This window comes from Lentimonas sp. CC4, assembly GCF_902728235.1.
GTDB lineage: Bacteria > Verrucomicrobiota > Verrucomicrobiia > Opitutales > Coraliomargaritaceae > Lentimonas.
Genome location: NZ_CACVBO010000001.1, coordinates 1,296,165 through 1,312,465, shown reverse-complemented (window position 1 = coordinate 1,312,465; position 16,301 = coordinate 1,296,165). Strand labels below are relative to the sequence as shown.

Below are 16,301 nucleotides of genomic sequence, written 5' to 3'. Positions count from 1 at the left end.
TAAACTCAAACTCCCTCACTCCCCCCTCATCCACTCTCACTCTCACTCCCACTCTCACTCTGCGCAGCCGTCACTCGCCGAAGGCGTAAACACCACCTTGTTATAGAAGAACCCGATTCCAATCAGCGCCACTCCCAGCCCGAGAAACGACAGCACGCGATACAGACCTTCCAACTCTGATGCATCGACGAGAAACACCTTTCCCACCGTCAGCAGCAATAAAATCAGCGAACCGACATGCAGCGTCTTAATGCCACGCCACAGCCCCATCGCTTGATAAGCCACCGCCAGCAGCAGCCACACCACCGAGTAAGTATACATCTCCGTGCTCGTGCCTACGCCGCTAAACAGGCGCGAACTACCGGAATAATCCTGCACCAGAAAGGTCGCCCACACGAAACCGAGCAACATCGCGCCGATCTGATACGCCTTCGCGCTACCGACGAGTGCACGCACCCGACTGATCCACGCCATCGCAAACACCGCAACAAAGGGCACACCAAATTGCCAGAACAACGCATTCCAGAAAAAGCCATCCCCCTGAGCACCTCGGTCAAACAGATGCATCACTGCGATTCGATAGCCGACGATCACCGACAACAACCAACAGCCCGATAATCCGCCAGCCCAGCGCTTCGCAGAAATCATACAAGCAAGAGCCAACACCGCCAGCAATGCCGTCAGCCCGCCCTCGACAGCCTCCTCCGACCACCAATTCTGGAGCCAAATCAGATCGCAAGTGTGATAACTCGCCACAATTGCCAATAAACTGACCAGGCCGAGCAACCACCCTCCCCACTTACGAACAGAGCCGAACCATTTAAGAATCAGAGCCAACACCGCAGCTCCCAGATACCAACTCCCCAGCTCACTCCAACCAATTCCCACCACACGAAACTCCTCAAAGTGCAAAAGATAGTCCAACGAACATCCAATCCGCTCAAGCATCGTCACTACCCACGCAGCGGCCAGCACGCCAAACACTAACTCCGCACGAGCCAGTTGCCGCACCTTCCAATACACCGCGGCCACAAACAGCAAGCCTGCCACGCCCGCAGACAAGTAATCAGTTGGCAAAGTTTCCCAGAGCCCGAATCCCACCAAAAATACCGCAAATGAGGAATACTCCGCCACCGTCGATACATACGAGTCGTCACTGCGCTTCAAATGCTCCGCCGCAATCAGCAGTAGCCCCCCAACCACCATCGCCAGCAATAGCCAGAAACCCTCAAATGGAGCCTCATTCATCACTACGAACTCACGATTCACAAACACAGCCAGCAGCATCATGATTAATGCACAGACCGACAACCCCCGCCAGCAACTTGACTGCTCCGAGCGCAAGGCCTTGAAGTGCCCCACCACAAAAAACACCAACGCCACACCCGCAGGCCACACACAGTAATGCAGCAACGAGCTCTCCGGATTCGCCAAAGTGCCAATCAACATTGCACAGAACGCCAGCCATGCCGCCCAGGAGAATGCCTCCTCGCGCACAACCGCCAGGGTCAAGGCGCCAAAGCTCAGCACGGCAAACAGCGCCATATCCACCGCCCCAAACCCACCGAGCCAGACAAGCACCAAAGTCTGCAATAAGCCACCGCCCCAAGCGAGTATGCGAATGCACCACAGCAACGGACGCGCACGCCCCGCATCGACCTTCGCATCCAGATAGAAACTCAAGCCCGCATTCAGCGCACAAATCCCCAGGATAAAGAACAGCGCCCCTTCCGGATACACATCATAACCCCACGCATAGCTAAACAACAAACTCGCCGTCCAAAAATAAGCGCCAATCAAGGTGCCAAGAAACAAGCCCCACCAACCACGCTTCACGCACAAGAACTGCGCCGCACCGAAGAGCAGAAACAAATACACAAAGAGCGACACCGTATCTTCACGAAAGTCCCCCATCAGCATCGGCGTTAAAAAACCACCAATGAACCCCATCAACGCGATCGGCGCACCATGCCGTAACGATAGGCCAACCGCGAGCGCAGTCACCGCAACCATCCCCACAAACCCAGCGCCCGACGACAGAAAGCCATACAGATTAACCGCCGCATACACCGCGAAATACAAACACGCCACACCCGCGCCCGTCAGCGCCTGCCCGATCCTCTGATTGCCGACCGAGTCTGACCTTTGACCGATGACAAATCCACCAATACAGAGCAATGCACCAAAGATCGTCGTCATCCACAAGCGCACTGTCGGCGTCAACCAACCCGAATCAATTGAGTATTTCACCATATAGAACCCAGCCATCAGCAAGGCCACACCACCCACCCACACCGCCAACTTACTAAACCAATCCTGCGACGCCTGTTTCTCGCGCGATACAGACATTGCTTCACCATCTTCGGCAGACCTACGTCCTGCCTGTTCTCCCCGTGACACAGACATTCCTGTCTGTTCTTCCCGTGACACAGGCATTTCTGCCTGTGATTCTGCCCGTCGCTCCACCTCAGAACGAACCACTACCTTCGGAATCGGTGGCGGAATCACCGAAACGACCTCAGGAACCACAACCGAATCCTTCTCTTTAACCACCTCAGCCGCAACCTTCATTGTATCCGCATCCGCTCGCGGCACCTCCAAGTCTAGCACCTTTCGCGACAAACGATCCACCTCCTCCTTCAGTCGCTCCACCTCACGCCCACGCAGAATCAAACGCCCGTGATTCACCCATGGCATTACAATTGCAGCGACCAACAAACAGACCAATAGAACAGCTAGCATTTCCATAATAAGGACCTACAAAAGCAAAAAATGAACATTGTTCAATATTATTATTGAACAATGTTCAGAACCAATCAATAGTTCAACTCACCATCCACTAAAACTACCCATCGCCACTAGCCACTTTCACTCCTCACTCTCACTCATTCATGGCTCGACGAAAAGATCACACCCGCGAAGAACTCACTCAACTTGCAGTCACCAGCGGCCGCGACCTCGTAAGAGCAGAAGGCACCAGCGCGCTGACTGCTCGCAACGTCGCCAAAGCAATTGGCTACACGCCAGGCACACTGTATAATCTGTTCGACAACATCGAAGGCCTCGCCGCGGCAATCAACTGCGTCACGCTCAACGCATTTGCCGAAACCATCACTGCGATACGCTCAGACAACAGCACACCAAAGAAGCAACTCGAGAACATCTGCCAGGCCTATCTTGATATTCAGCAAAACGAGCCCGCACTATGGATGCTTCTGTTCGCGACACCAATTACAATAAAGTCCGTAGATTATAGCCAAGCAATCCACGAAGTCTTCGATCAAGTCGTTGAAACGATACGCCCGCTTTGCAGCAACAAGAACACCGCCCGCCAAGACGCCAAAATCGTTTGGTCGACCCTACATGGCATCTGCATGCTACAGCAGAACGGCAAGCTCAACGTCACCGAAGCCGACAGCTCCGAAATCCTTATCCGCCGCTTCCTCAATCAGTTTTTGAATAGATAAAAATCGTAGGGGCTTTGCTCATCGAAGACCGCAATACCACCGCAAAGTCCCAATCGATCAAAAAGCTCCGCAACCACCACAGCACCATCGTAAAAAAAGACGAAAGCGTCACGAGTCGAAGACCGAATTCGCGCACGCGTAACCAATCATCCCATCGCGGTCTTCGCGAGCAAAGCCCCTACAAACGAACGAACCCCGAACCCCACACCGTCATATGATCAAGCAACTGCTCACCGCACTCAAGCGCATCGTCGTCACACTCGTAATCGTGCTGCTGGCCATATGGGGCTATCTATCGCAACCGACACTCGCCAAAGGCGATCCGAGCAACACAGTAATCGACCAACAGCGACTACAGGACATCGTCAAAAAACTCTCCATCGATTTTCACCCGCGCAATTACCGAAGCACCAAAAATCTCGAAGCCACTGTCGCCTATATTCAACAGCACTTCGAATCCGCAGGCGGCATGGTCACCCTTCAATCCTTCGAAGTTTCAGGACATACCTACAAGAATGTGCGCTGCCACTTCGGCAACACGGATGCCCCAAAACTGATCATCGGCGCGCATTATGACTCGCACGATCAAACACCCGGCGCAGACGACAATGCCAGCGGCATCGCAGGACTCATCGAGCTTGCCTACTTGCTCGGCGAAAATGCCCCCGACGGCAATTTCGAACTCGTCGCTTACCCGCTCGAAGAGCCTCCCTTCTTTGGCAGTAACTATATGGGCAGCCACTTTCACGCCAAATCCATTCACGACGAAGGCCAAGCCGTTGCGGGCGTTATCGTCCTCGAAATGATCGGATATTTCACAGATGAATTTGGCTCACAAGACTACCCGACCCCGCTCTTCAAACTCATCTACCCCAACACTGGGAACTTCATCGCAGTCGTCGGAAAAATGGATCAACGCGCATTCACCAAAAAAGTGAAAGTCGGCATGAAAGGCGTCAACGACCTACCCATTGAATCGATCAACGCTCCCGCTGGCATCCCCGGCATCGATTTCTCTGATCATCGCAACTACTGGGAGTTCGGCTACGACGCCGTCATGATCACCGACACCGCCTTTTATCGTAACACCGCCTACCACGAAGCCAACGACACCTGGGATCGACTCAACTACGAAAAAATGGGGCAAGTCGTGGAAGGCGTTTACAGCACGGTGGTTCAACTCGCGGGGCAACAACAGTAGAAGCGACACTCTTGTCGCTTTCACGCACCGCCCCACTACAACGATAAAGCGACAAGAGTGTCGCTTCCACTACAACTCAGAATGAAACACCCCCTCACCATCCTCTGCCTGCTCTGCGCGCTCACTGCACCTCTCGCCGCGAGTGACGTGGTCATCCTGCTGCACGGCCTCGCGCGCACATCGAGCTCGATGGAGAAGATGGCCGACACCCTCACCACTGAAGGCTACGTCGTCCACAACCTAGATTACCCGTCACGGCATCAATCCATCGACACACTCGCAACCATCGTCCGCGCGCAAGTCGCAGCGGCCACCGAAAGCGACGATACCATTCACTTCGTTACCCATTCGTTGGGCGGCATCATCGTGCGCACGATCCAAAAGAAAGCACCACTCGAAAACATCGGCCGCGTTGTCATGCTCAGCCCACCGAACCAAGGTAGTGAATTAGTGGATACACTCGGTGACTATAGTGCCTTCGGCTGGATCAACGGCCCCGCAGGCGATCAACTCGGAACAGACATTAATGGATTTATCGCAAAGCTTGGCCCCGTCGACTTCCCGCTCTGTGTAATCACTGGTGACCGCAGCATCAACGGCATCAACTCCTGCATCATCCCGGGCGACGACGATGGCAAAGTCTCAATCGAAAGCGCTAAAGTCGAAGGTATGGACGCCTACAAAGTCATCCACGCCACGCACCCCTATATCATGAAAAACAAGGAAGCCATCGCCCTGACGGTTGAGTTCCTCAAAACAGGCGCTCTCGCAGCTCCCTCGACGTCGAAGCCAAAGGATTCTAGCACAACAGCACAATGAAACGCTGCCTCTACTGTGCCGAAGAGATACAAGACGCTGCCATCAAGTGTAAGCACTGCGGCGAGTTCCTTGACGGCGCCACCCAGCCGCCCCCCTTGCCCACAAGCGCTCTGACCAGCGAGAAGTGGTATCTGAAGACGTCCGGCATCGTGATCGCATTCCTCTGCGTCGGCCCGCTTGCGCTACCGCTCATGTGGTGGCACCCTCGCTGGAGTATCGCACGTAAAATCATTTGGACAGTCATCGTGCTCGTCCTCACATGGCTCTTGCTGATCGCGAGCATCGAAGCAATCCACAGACTCAAAGACAGCTACACAGAACTCATGCGTTTGATGTAACGACGACCATCACTCAAATACCCAGCGTCACATGCACCGCTTGCGCCCGCACCTCGAATCCCTTTAAGAGCATCTTGGCTGCAGCGGTTTTCGCGTCCTTCGCTTCAAGCCGATAGATGGGCTGTGACTCAATAAAATCCTCGGCGACCTTAGAGGCAAACTCAGTGACTGGCTTCAACCATTTCTGCGGTAAGCCTTGCACTTCGAGACGGTCAAACACGACGTCGTCCAGATAGAACACTTGAGCTTCGGGCTCGTAACGAATCCCCGAAGTCACAGTTGCGCCACCCCCCAGCTCTTTCGGTTCGTTATTGATCCGAAGGTTCAGGGTCACATCCATCCCAACCTGCACACGATCTGCGACTTCTAACAGTTCCACGGTCGGGTTTGAATAGGTAATGCTGAAAATTCTTAAATACTGCTTGGAGACAGGAAAACGACTCGCCAACCCCTGATCAATTTGAGACTGAGTGATCACCACCTCATAACGCTTACCCTGAAAATACAGAAAGCCTGCTCCGAAAATCACGGAGACAAGCAAGACAGCGACAATCCATTTACTTTTCATTTATTAAAGTTAACTCCATTCGTAGGGGCTTTGCTCGTCGAAGACCGCGAACGTAAAAACGGACCCATCCTTGCCAACACGGTCTTCGCGAGCAAAGCCCCTACAAAATCCGATCAACCATCAAAGCATTGCTCTAATAAGTGGGCACACTGCGCGAATCGGTGAACCACGCCCCGAGAAACATAATAGCAAAGCCCAGCAACTGAAGACCAAATGGCTTTTTCGCAACGCCCCAATGGAGAATCAAGAAGACCAGCTGAACTGGCGCGAAGATCAGACAGCCTAGTCCCCATAAAATACTTTCACGAAAGCTCTCAATGAGAAACCAAATTGCCCCGACGAAGACGATCACGCCTCCAAGAATTAATAATACTGGTGCTAACATTTCCATACCCCAGAATTAACTAACATAAATTAGAAATGTCAACAATGCTTCTTAAATGCCTTTAATTTCAGGCATTTAAAATCCCCAATCTACTCTGCAATCCGCCGAAGTAAGCGCTTTCGCTCTGGCCTACGCACAAAGAAATAGATCAGCGCGCCGATCCAATTCGTAAGCACAATCACCAGCATCCACGTGAGCTTATCGTTCCCCTCGGAGGTTTCATTCTGCAAGCAGTCGATCAGCATCCAAATCCAAAACGCGAGCGCGATAAATCCAAACAGCATCATCCCGATGAAGAAAATGATCTGAATGGCGATAAATGATCCTACAATACCTTCTGGCTCCATAGCCTCTTATTGTCTATCGATCCGATACTTAGCAATCAAATAAACCACAGATAGAATCAGCACGCCTACACTGATATAGAATGCTTTTAGACTCCGCGCCTCTTTCTGCTCACACACCAGATACGCTACAGCAGGATCATCCATTCGATACCGAGCGATGAGCCCCTTGGGCGCTTCGCGTTCCAAATATCCCTGGATCAATGCGTCCGCAGTCGACTCTAAATTCACGTGATTGAAGATACCGCACTCACGTTCAGTATATTGAACCTCTTGGACGCTATATTCGTAACTAATACACGTCATATACTGCCTTGAATTATTAGAACCTAGCCGAGACTCCACATGCGGTTGAGGATTCATAGCCACCGTCTCTCCCCAATCGTGCAACAGATGCTGATTGGCGAGATCACGGCCGATAAAGAGAGAGAACACCAAAGCCGAGAGAGGAATAACAATGAATATAGTTTTATGCATCGGTGTTGAAGGTCGGTTTCATAAATCTTTTGTAGGGGCTTTGCTTGTCATCAGACCATGAGCTTGTCGAATTGGCGAAGACCGCGCTCGTGCAGTCGAAGCCGATCTTGCCATTGCGGGCTTCGCTAGCAAAGCCCCTACAAGGAAAAATCTCACAACTCATATCTAGGTGAAGCGCCCCCGCATTCGACACAGAACTCTAAACTCTTTTCGTTCAGTTACTCATAGTCGTAGCAATCAATCATCATGCAAACTGCGATTTGAGAGTGATCCTTCTGGGATGTTTGAGTGTTAGGAGACCGCTTCTGGAACATCTCCCTTATTTCTTCCGACAAAGTAAGCGATGATTCCCCCGAGGAACATACAGAACCCTACAAATGAGACAGGGATACCAATCACAGTCGCAATAAGCGAGTCGCCAATCTCCGCTGCGAGTGCATCTGGATCACCCGCACCAGACACACTTACGGCATTAAACGTGTCTATCATACTGACGACTGTTCCGCCTACACCGAAGACAATGCCGCCAGCAAATAGCACGGAACCTGCGATAATAATTTTAACTGATTTTTTCATATATTCGGTCAAAAGCCTAACTCGCAAACGTTCCTTCAACTTGGCTAAAGAACGCTTTCTCTTTATCGGTCTTGCCATCGGACATCAGCAATCGGTTCAGCAACACTAAAGCACGCTCCTTCGAGCCAGCAGACGTAAGACGCTGGGCAGCGAAGCGAATGAACTCGGCGGTGGCGTCTTCGCTTAAGCGAACGTCACGTGCGCGATTCGTCGCGCTATTGATATAAATCGAAGGGCCAGTCATCGACTCCCAGCCAAGTGCTTCAGTCGCCGAATCAAACTCACTCGTTTCACTGAGTGAAAGGTGGTTGTCGATATAAACCCCGAGCAGCAAGAGGTCGACAATCGCCTCGCGCTCAGGTTGCTGGAGCTGCCCGTGCAGGGAGGAGCCTTGTTCGGCAGAGAATAGTTTTTCTAAGAATTTCATAATTAAAAATAAATTGGTGATTTAGACGCTGGGAGGGACAACCTCCGCGTTGTCCGCAGTATGTGAGTGCCTTGGTTCCGCGGACGAGGCGGAGCTCGTCCCTCCCGCCATTTGGTGCGCGATTCAAAAAAAAGGGCGCTCTCACTGAGAGCGCCCTTTGATTCAAACTTACTTCTCGCCTTCAGGCGCTTCGCTGACTTCGTCAGCTTCTTCAGCCTCCTTAGGCTCAGCGATCTTACCGAGAAACTCAGGCAGTTCGATACCAGCGTTCTTGGTGATCTCATGGAGTGGAGGGAGCGAACCCACCATGCCTGAGAGGAAGTCGGCGGTGCTGCCTTTGCCGTCCTTTCCCTTGCCGTTGTCCCAGACTGTGATCTTGTCGATCTTGAGGTTGGAAATCGCCTTGGCTTGTTCTTCGACGAGCTTCGGTAACTGCTCGATCATGAGGAGCATAGTCGCCATCTGCTTGTCGTCGCCAGCAGATGCAATAATATCGGTGAAGCCCTTCGCCTTCTTGGTGAGGACTGCTTCGACACCTTCCGCTTCCGCAAGGAGCTTGAGGCGTGTGCCGTCCGCTTCAGCGGTTAACTTAAAGCGCAGACCATCCGCTTCAGCCAGCTTGACGGCTTTGAGACCATCGGCTTCGGCTTGCTTCTCAAGGCGGACCGCGTCGGCCTCACCCATTTGTGTGCGACGCACAGATTCAGCGCGCGCCTCCGCATCGACGATGGCCTTTTCTTTGGCGATCTCAGCAGGGACAACAATGTTGGCCTGTTGAGTGGCTTTTTCGCGCTTAGCACGCTCAAGCTCTGAAATTCGCTCAGCGGTGTAAGCTTCCTGCAAGGCTTGGGCAGCCTTGACCTTTTCCGCTGCAGATGCGGCACGTTCGGCTTCCGCTTCCTTTTGACGACGTTCGGCATTGGAGTTCGCAATCTCGACGGTCGCGGTATTTTCACCCTCGGTGGCCTTCGCGTTGGCATCGGCGACCTGAATACGTTGGTCACGTGTGGCGTGGGCCGCACCGATGTCACCATCGCGGTGCGCTTGGGCGACTTTGACCTTCGCTTCGGCAATCGCCTTGGAGGCAGCTTCTTGACCGAGCGCGTCAATGTAGCCGGACTCGTCGGTGATGTCCTGCACGTTGACGTTGATCAGGCGCAGGCCGACCTTCTTGAGCTCGACCTCCACCCCTGTGGAAATATTCGCGATCAGTTTGTCGCGGTCAGCGTTGATCTCCTCAATATCCATGGTCGCGATCACAACACGCATTTGACCGAAGATAATATCCTTCGCCAGTTCCTTGATCTCAGCGAGACCGAGACCGAGCATACGCTCAGCGGCGTTTTCCATCACACCAGGCTCAGTGGAGACACCGACGGTGAAAGTGGACGGCGTATTCACACGGATGTTCTGCTTCGAGAGCGCACCTTCGAGGCGGATATCGATCGGCAATGGCGTGAGATCGAGCCACTGATAACCTTGAATGACGGGCCAGATGAAGGCGGCACCACCGTGGTAACAGTTGGCGGACTTACCACCAGCGACTTTACCGTAGACGACCAAGAGCCGGTCGGACGGACACCGCTTATAGCGCGTCGCGAAGGCGATCATAATCGCCAAGAAGAAAAAGACTAAGACTGCTGCGAGTATCAGGAATTCCATATTTTATAGTGAAGGTGACGGCTTCGCCGAGTGATGGCTTTGCCAAGTGATAGTGAGAGTGACGGCTTCGCTAGGTGGCTTTGCCGGGTGAAAGTGATAAAGTGAAAAGTGGAAAAGTAGTAGTTTGAATGTTGTGAGTTGATCTAAACCTCAGGCCTCAGGCTTGCGCCCTCAGGTCTCTACCTAAAGAGGCTCGACCACGAATGACGCGGGACCGTTGACAGCGATGACTCGCACACGCTTGCCAGGGGCGAGCGCGCCCTCGCCGTGCTTGCGTGCACTGGCGGTCGTGAGACGACCTTGGATCATGATTTGGATTTGACCGCCGCCATCCTCGTCATTGCCCGGAAGCGTGACATAGACGGTGCCCTCTTGACCGATCACGCTACTGTAATCGAGATTGCCCCGAGACTGAAGCTTCAGCAGCCCCTTGATCATATAGAACATGGCAAACATGGCACCGAGACCACAGGCAGCAGCGAGCGCCACACCCAACATGACCGATGCACCGCTCTGAATCGCCGCCACACCCATCCAGCCGAAGCCTAGAAAGAACGCGCCTAGCGTCTGGGAGGAGAAAAGGCCAATTCCCGAACTGGCGTCGCCAACGTCAAGATCGACATCAAAGCCACCATCGAGCCCGTCGGCATCGAAACCGATCAAGGTCATCAGCATTTGAATGATCACCACCATGAGCGAGAGCATACCAATCCCATAGAAAACCTTGAGTTCGGGAGTTAATTGAGTCCACCAGTCGATCATTAGCACTAAAATTGGAGTAAGGGTTCAGAATTGAGTTCTGAACTATCGACACCACAAAAAGCTAACGCAAGGAAAAACGGAAGAACCGTGCATCTTTCATAGGCATCAGCCCCCATCGAAAAATTACTAATCTTAACCCTAATCCTTATCCTAACCCCCACACACCACGAAAGAACCAGAGAGAGAGTATAAAAAAGGGAGCCTGAGCGGCTTTATGCCCATGACGACAAATCGCATTTGCGCTAGGCACCGAATCCACTAAACACAGCCACCATGCAACCGACACTTTTGATACTCGCAGCCGGAATGGGCAGCCGCTACGGTGGCCTCAAGCAACTCGACCCGATGGGCCCCAACGGAGAGACCGTGCTAGACTACTCGGTATTCGACGCCATTCGCGCTGGCTTCGGCAAGGTGGTATTCGTGATCCGTCGCGACTTCGCAGATGCATTTAAATCGGCGGTGGGCGATAAATTTGAGGGCAAAATCGAGGTGGCCTATGCATTTCAAGAACTCGCCGACCTCCCCGAAGGATTCAGTATCCCCGAAGGCCGCGAAAAGCCGTGGGGCACCGCACATGCCGTGCGCGCTGCGCGCAACGAAATCGACGCACCCTTTGCAGTGATCAACGCGGACGACTTCTACGGTCAAGATGCCTATAAGCAGCTGGCAGGCTATTTCGCGCAAAGCTGCGACGAGCCCGAACTGCGCACCTGCATGGTCGGGTATCCACTCAAGAACACGCTCTCCGAGCACGGCTCAGTGAACCGTGGCATCTGCAGCGTGGCCAATGGCGCGTTACAGACCGTGGAAGAGCACTGCACCATCGCCCGTGATGCAAGCGGCACCGTGCGCGGTGACAACTTAGCAGGCGCGTCCGTTGAAATCGACGAAGCTGCCATTGTCTCCATGAATTTCTGGGGCTTCACGCCCGCATTGTTCCCTAGCCTAGAGGCGTTGTTTATCGAATTCCTCGAAGCACACGGGCAGGAAATGAAGTCGGAGTGCTACATCCCGACCGTGATTGATACCTTGATTCAATCCGAACAAACCGAGTGCGCGGTGATCGAAACCGACGGCGCGTGGTTTGGCGTGACGTATCCGAACGACAAGCCCTTCGTGCAAGCTAGCATCGCAGGACTGATTGAGAGCGGCGAATATCCGGAGGCGCTGTAGCGGAACTACAGAACATTGAATAGACCACGAGTGAGCAGATACAATCTCAAGGGGTTTCTACAGGAGAAAACTAAAAACATTCGACGTTCAAAGTTGGAAGTTCCGCGTTCGACGTTCTGCGCTTAGCGCACCTGCATCTAATCGACTATAGGCGGATGCACATTGACCACGGGTTCACTCTTTGAACGATTCTTAAAGAAGCGGAAGATCGTGCGGAGCACGAAATACATCAGGATCAAGACCAAGATGCCAGCAACGATTGGCACTAGCAGCGCTAAGCCAGCGGTGAGAATGGAGCCACCGAGCTCGGCCGTCGAAACCACAGGATTACCAATACCGCCAGTCGTCGCCGTTGAGGTGCCGCGTGTAATCACCGAAGCCCCCTGCACCAAGCCAGCCGTGCCACCTCCCGCGATGGTCGCAGCGATCCACTTAAATGAGCCATCGCCCATCATGTCAGGCATCATCGCGCCAGTAATAAAGGTGCCAGCCACCACCGCGGCAGGGGTCGCCACCGTATCGAGCGCGTTATCCAACCAGGGAATGTAGTAGCTACCAATCTCCAGCGCTGTAGCAATGCCGAGCGCGAGTGTGATGCCAGGGTTCGCAAGCCACTCCTGGCCTCCAAGCATGGCCTCCACATCCATATCGCCAAACATATCAACGTGCCCACCCGCCGCGAGACTGGTAATAAAAAGAGGAACGAAAACGCGAAAACCACAGGCCGCCGCCAGACCCACGCCTGCAAAAAGTGCCATTACTTCATTCATAATGTAGGAAATATAGCGGTTTGAGGTCAGATGGGAAAGCTTTGATTTTTCAACGGGGGGGGGGCGCTGTGCAAAGTCTCTCCACTGATCGAAACCGCGACACTCAACACCAACTCTTCATTTGTAGCGGACTGGCGAAGCCATTTCGGCCACGAGCCACCACACACATCCAAGCGCCGAAACCGCTTCGCGGATCCGCTACACTCAGTATCAGCTCATCATATGTAACAGACTGGTGGAGCCATTTCGGCCACACCTGAGCATCCACACTGACCGAAACCGCTTCGCGGATCCGCTACACTCGATTTGTCTACAAAAAAGCCCGAGGCGCTGTAACGCCTCGGGCTTTTGAATAAAAACTACAGCTGTGCAACGACCTTCGCGTAGATCTCAGGCACCGTCAGCTTGGCGAGCTCCTTCGTCGACACACGCGCGGGATTGATTTCCGGCAAGGACTCCAACGACTCGGACAGGCAAACATCACGATTCGCCTCAACCTCTTCGACGCGGTCAATCGGCGTGAAGTGCGGAGCGGAGTTGAGCACGTCAGGGTGCTCCTTCGCGAGTTTGATGATTGCCTGCACTGCTTCGGCAAAGCGATCCAGTTCGGCCTTGGTATAACTCTCCGTCGGCTCAACCATCAAGCCGAGCGGCTCTGGCCATGCAACCGTCGGCGCGTGGAACCCAAAGTCCAGGAACAGCTTGCCGATACGTGGCGCGGCATCCGTCTTACGCAGACCGACCGAATCCAGAATACCGAAATCCTCCGGCTTCAAGGTCAGGATAAACTCGTGCATGCGCGGCTCGCTATCGGCACCGTTCGGCAGCAATGCGTAATCCGAAGTGAGTTGCGATTGCAGATAACGCGCACTCAAGACCGCGACCGCCGACATACGACGCACGCCTTCGCGCCCTAAGCGTAGCAAGTATGTGTAGCAGCGGATCTTGTGCGCAAAATTGCCCCAGTGGCGATGGAACGAGCCAATCGACTTCGGCGCGCGCACGGGTTGATACAATTCGCCGTCGAATTCGATTTGATACCCAGGCAAATACGGGGTCAGACGATCACTGACCGCAACAATCGCATCACCTGGACCACCTCCACCGTGCGGAATCGTCCACGTCTTGTGCAGATTGTTATGCACGGCATCGACACCCAGCGCACCGAGATCGATCCAACCAGCGATGGCATTCATATTCGCACCGTCCATATAGACGAGGCCGCCGATCGCGTGGATCTTCTCTGCGATTTGCTTAAAGGACGTCTCGAAAATACCACTGGTATTCGGATTCGTGATCATCACACCCGCGATACGGTTGCCGTATTCCTCGATGCAACGATCCAAGTGATCATTCAAGACGCGGCCTTCCGTATCAGCATCGAGATAAACGATCTTGCCCTTCTTACCTGCGAAACCGGCCATCGTCGCCGTCGCGAAATTCGTGCCATGCGCCGAGCGTGGGATCAAAATGACATCGCGCACTTCGCCACGATCACGGTGATACGCTTGGAACAGCTTCAGGCCGACCAACTCGCCCTGTGCGCCAGCCAGCGGCTGCGTCGTGACTGCCGCGAGACCTGTGATTTTCTTAAACCACTCCTGCGTTTCATGCAGCACATAGAGGCAGCCCTGCGCATCTTCAACTGGCGCTTGCGGGTGAATATCGGTGAAGCCCGGCAAACTCGCCGCCCAGTCATTGACCTTCGGGTTGTATTTCATGGTGCACGAACCGAGCGGATAGCAACCGTCATCGGGGCTCACATTGAGATCACCGAGGCGCTTGTAGTAAGCAATCACCTCGTCGGCGGTGTAAGTTGGCAGCCCTGGAGCGACTTGACGCAGATCATGATTACCAACCGGAGACAATTTAGCAGGCTCCGCATCTCCAACAGCTCCAAAGATCGCCTCAAACACTGCAACCAATTCCGTAATCGCTTGCTCACGATTCGAAAACGACAGCTTCAACAACTGACGACCACCCGCGACGCGATCCGAAACATCTGCACCTGCAAGAATGCCGCTCTCGCGTGCCTTTGCCAATACATCCGCAACTGGAACCGACAGTTCAAATGTGACCTCGTGGAAACTTACAGGATCAGGGAACGCTAGCGATACACCGTCAAAGACTGTCAAGCACTCGACCGCCTCTGCCAGACGTGCCCGTAGGCCAGCCAAAATGGTTTCCAGACCGGAGTCACCACGCTCCAGCAACGACGCGCCGACAAGGGTCGCGACGAAGGCTTGGTTGGAGCAAATATTAGAAGTGGCCTTGTCCTTACGAATGTGTTGCTCGCGGGTGGACAGCACGCCGACGCGGCAATCACGACCAGAGCAGTCCTTGGCCTTACCAATAAAGCGGCCAGGAGCCGCACGCACGCCGCCACGGTCTTTATCCGAGAAACGCACGCCGAACAAACCGAGACCAGGGCCACCGAAATTCGGTGCCAGCGCCAAGTGTTGCGCCTCGCCAACGATGATATCGGCTCCGTTCGCGCCGAACTCAGACGGTGCCTTTAGGCCTCCAGGCCCAAGCAGCATCGGGTCAATCACCGCGACACTCTTCGCCTTCAACTCCGCTGCAAAATCCGTCAAGGTATCCACCGCTTCGACGAGGCCGAAGGTATTTACATGCGGAAATACAATCGCCGCGAGGCGAGTGCCTGCAGTTTCTGCGGCAGCCTTCAGTGCAGCAAAATCAATCAAACCACTGACCGTATCGACTGGCACACGCACCAGCTCTACCTCGGTATCTTCGGACAAAGTCTCGAGCACTTCTAAATCCCCAGGATACAAAGTCTCCGGAATAAGAGCGATGGACTTGCCGCGTCCCATACGAATCGCAGCGCAAATGCCCTCAAAAATCGAAGTGGATCGGTCGTAGAGCGATGCATTGACCGCCTCAAACCCCGTCAACCGCGCCATCGAGCACTGATAAATCCAGTGCGCTAGCAGCGTCCCTTGGCTCAGCTCTGGCTGATACGGAGTGTAGGCCGTCGTCAAATTACGAATGTCGCACACCGGCCCCACGACTGGAGACGGCACAAAGTCGGGCACGCCATCACCAAGAAAGCTCGTGCCTGTGCGGTTCATCTTCGAAATGGCTTCGAGCCGCGTATAGAGCTCATCGTAGGCAAGTTCGTCAGGAAGCGCACCACCATCTTGAAACTGCACATCCGCAGGAATGTGATCGAACAGTTCACTCAGCGAAGCCTTACCGACAGTTTTCAGCATTGCATCGATGTCGGCATCGCTCGCTGGAATGTAATGACGCGCTTGTTCGCGCTGATCGACAGAAGTATTTTGCATTTTCGAAAAAGTAAGGCTTAA

16 protein-coding genes are annotated in these 16,301 nt (G+C 53.7%); 5 read left to right on the top strand and 11 right to left on the bottom strand.

All coding sequences use genetic code 11. The features are described 5' to 3' along the window. Window positions 1-54 precede the first annotated feature (54 nt). Window positions 55-2,742, bottom strand: coding sequence for a DUF2339 domain-containing protein (locus tag GZZ87_RS05780; protein WP_162051207.1), 2,688 nt, complete (start codon window positions 2,740-2,742; stop codon window positions 55-57). Between the two features lie 149 nt (window positions 2,743-2,891). Between GZZ87_RS05780 and GZZ87_RS05775 the strand changes: the two genes are divergently transcribed. The 4 genes from GZZ87_RS05775 to GZZ87_RS05760 all read left to right on the top strand — a co-directional run bounded on the left by GZZ87_RS05775 (window position 2,892) and on the right by GZZ87_RS05760 (window position 5,825). After that, entirely contained in the window at window positions 2,892-3,467 is a 576-nt protein-coding gene (locus tag GZZ87_RS05775; RefSeq protein ID WP_162025574.1) for a TetR/AcrR family transcriptional regulator, read from the top strand. A gap of 214 nt (window positions 3,468-3,681) precedes the next feature. Continuing rightward, complete coding sequence (locus GZZ87_RS05770; RefSeq protein WP_162025573.1) at window positions 3,682-4,668, top strand: M28 family peptidase; 987 nt, start codon at window positions 3,682-3,684, stop codon at window positions 4,666-4,668. Between the two features lie 81 nt (window positions 4,669-4,749). Continuing rightward, window positions 4,750-5,487, top strand: coding sequence for an alpha/beta fold hydrolase (locus GZZ87_RS05765; RefSeq protein WP_162025572.1), 738 nt, complete (start codon window positions 4,750-4,752; stop codon window positions 5,485-5,487). Then, entirely contained in the window at window positions 5,484-5,825 is a 342-nt protein-coding gene (locus tag GZZ87_RS05760) for a zinc ribbon domain-containing protein (RefSeq protein ID WP_162025571.1), read from the top strand. Before GZZ87_RS05765 ends, GZZ87_RS05760 begins: the two co-directional genes overlap by 4 nt. Before the next feature lie 13 nt (window positions 5,826-5,838). Here GZZ87_RS05760 and GZZ87_RS05755 read toward each other — a convergent pair whose 3' ends face one another. The 8 genes from GZZ87_RS05755 to GZZ87_RS05720 all read right to left on the bottom strand — a co-directional run bounded on the left by GZZ87_RS05755 (window position 5,839) and on the right by GZZ87_RS05720 (window position 11,026). Then, window positions 5,839-6,393 carry a DUF1439 domain-containing protein gene (locus GZZ87_RS05755; RefSeq protein ID WP_162025570.1) on the bottom strand — a complete coding sequence of 185 codons (555 nt, stop codon included), beginning with the start codon at window positions 6,391-6,393 and terminating at the stop codon, window positions 5,839-5,841. A 133-nt stretch (window positions 6,394-6,526) separates the two neighbouring features. Further along, window positions 6,527-6,784, bottom strand: coding sequence for a hypothetical protein (locus tag GZZ87_RS05750; RefSeq protein ID WP_244648116.1), 258 nt, complete (start codon window positions 6,782-6,784; stop codon window positions 6,527-6,529). An 83-nt stretch (window positions 6,785-6,867) separates the two neighbouring features. After that, the gene (locus GZZ87_RS05745; RefSeq protein WP_178106556.1) at window positions 6,868-7,125 is read right to left on the bottom strand and encodes a PLD nuclease N-terminal domain-containing protein; all 258 of its coding nucleotides are present in this window, start codon (window positions 7,123-7,125) and stop codon (window positions 6,868-6,870) included. A gap of 6 nt (window positions 7,126-7,131) precedes the next feature. Beyond that, a complete protein-coding gene (locus GZZ87_RS05740) occupies window positions 7,132-7,599 on the bottom strand; it encodes a hypothetical protein (RefSeq protein ID WP_162025569.1) in 468 nt (155 codons plus the stop codon). 291 nt (window positions 7,600-7,890) lie between these two features. Beyond that, a complete protein-coding gene (locus GZZ87_RS05735) occupies window positions 7,891-8,175 on the bottom strand; it encodes a MotA/TolQ/ExbB proton channel family protein (protein ID WP_162025568.1) in 285 nt (94 codons plus the stop codon). A gap of 16 nt (window positions 8,176-8,191) precedes the next feature. After that, window positions 8,192-8,602, bottom strand: a complete 411-nt coding sequence (locus GZZ87_RS05730; RefSeq protein WP_162025567.1) for a hypothetical protein — start codon at window positions 8,600-8,602, stop codon at window positions 8,192-8,194. A 168-nt stretch (window positions 8,603-8,770) separates the two neighbouring features. Beyond that, window positions 8,771-10,264 carry a flotillin family protein gene (locus GZZ87_RS05725; protein ID WP_162025566.1) on the bottom strand — a complete coding sequence of 498 codons (1,494 nt, stop codon included), beginning with the start codon at window positions 10,262-10,264 and terminating at the stop codon, window positions 8,771-8,773. 183 nt (window positions 10,265-10,447) lie between these two features. Further along, entirely contained in the window at window positions 10,448-11,026 is a 579-nt protein-coding gene (locus GZZ87_RS05720; RefSeq protein WP_162025565.1) for an NfeD family protein, read from the bottom strand. Window positions 11,027-11,299: 273 nt separating this feature from the next. On the opposite strand from GZZ87_RS05720, the gene GZZ87_RS05715 reads away from it, so the two are divergent. Beyond that, on the top strand, window positions 11,300-12,202 hold the full coding sequence (locus GZZ87_RS05715; protein ID WP_162025564.1) for a sugar phosphate nucleotidyltransferase: 903 nt from the start codon (window positions 11,300-11,302) through the stop codon (window positions 12,200-12,202). Between the two features lie 137 nt (window positions 12,203-12,339). Here GZZ87_RS05715 and GZZ87_RS05710 read toward each other — a convergent pair whose 3' ends face one another. Then, window positions 12,340-12,972, bottom strand: a complete 633-nt coding sequence (locus tag GZZ87_RS05710; RefSeq protein ID WP_162025563.1) for a DUF4126 domain-containing protein — start codon at window positions 12,970-12,972, stop codon at window positions 12,340-12,342. A gap of 359 nt (window positions 12,973-13,331) precedes the next feature. Then, on the bottom strand, window positions 13,332-16,280 hold the full coding sequence (gcvPB, locus tag GZZ87_RS05705) for an aminomethyl-transferring glycine dehydrogenase subunit GcvPB (protein ID WP_162025562.1): 2,949 nt from the start codon (window positions 16,278-16,280) through the stop codon (window positions 13,332-13,334). Window positions 16,281-16,301 lie beyond the last annotated feature (21 nt).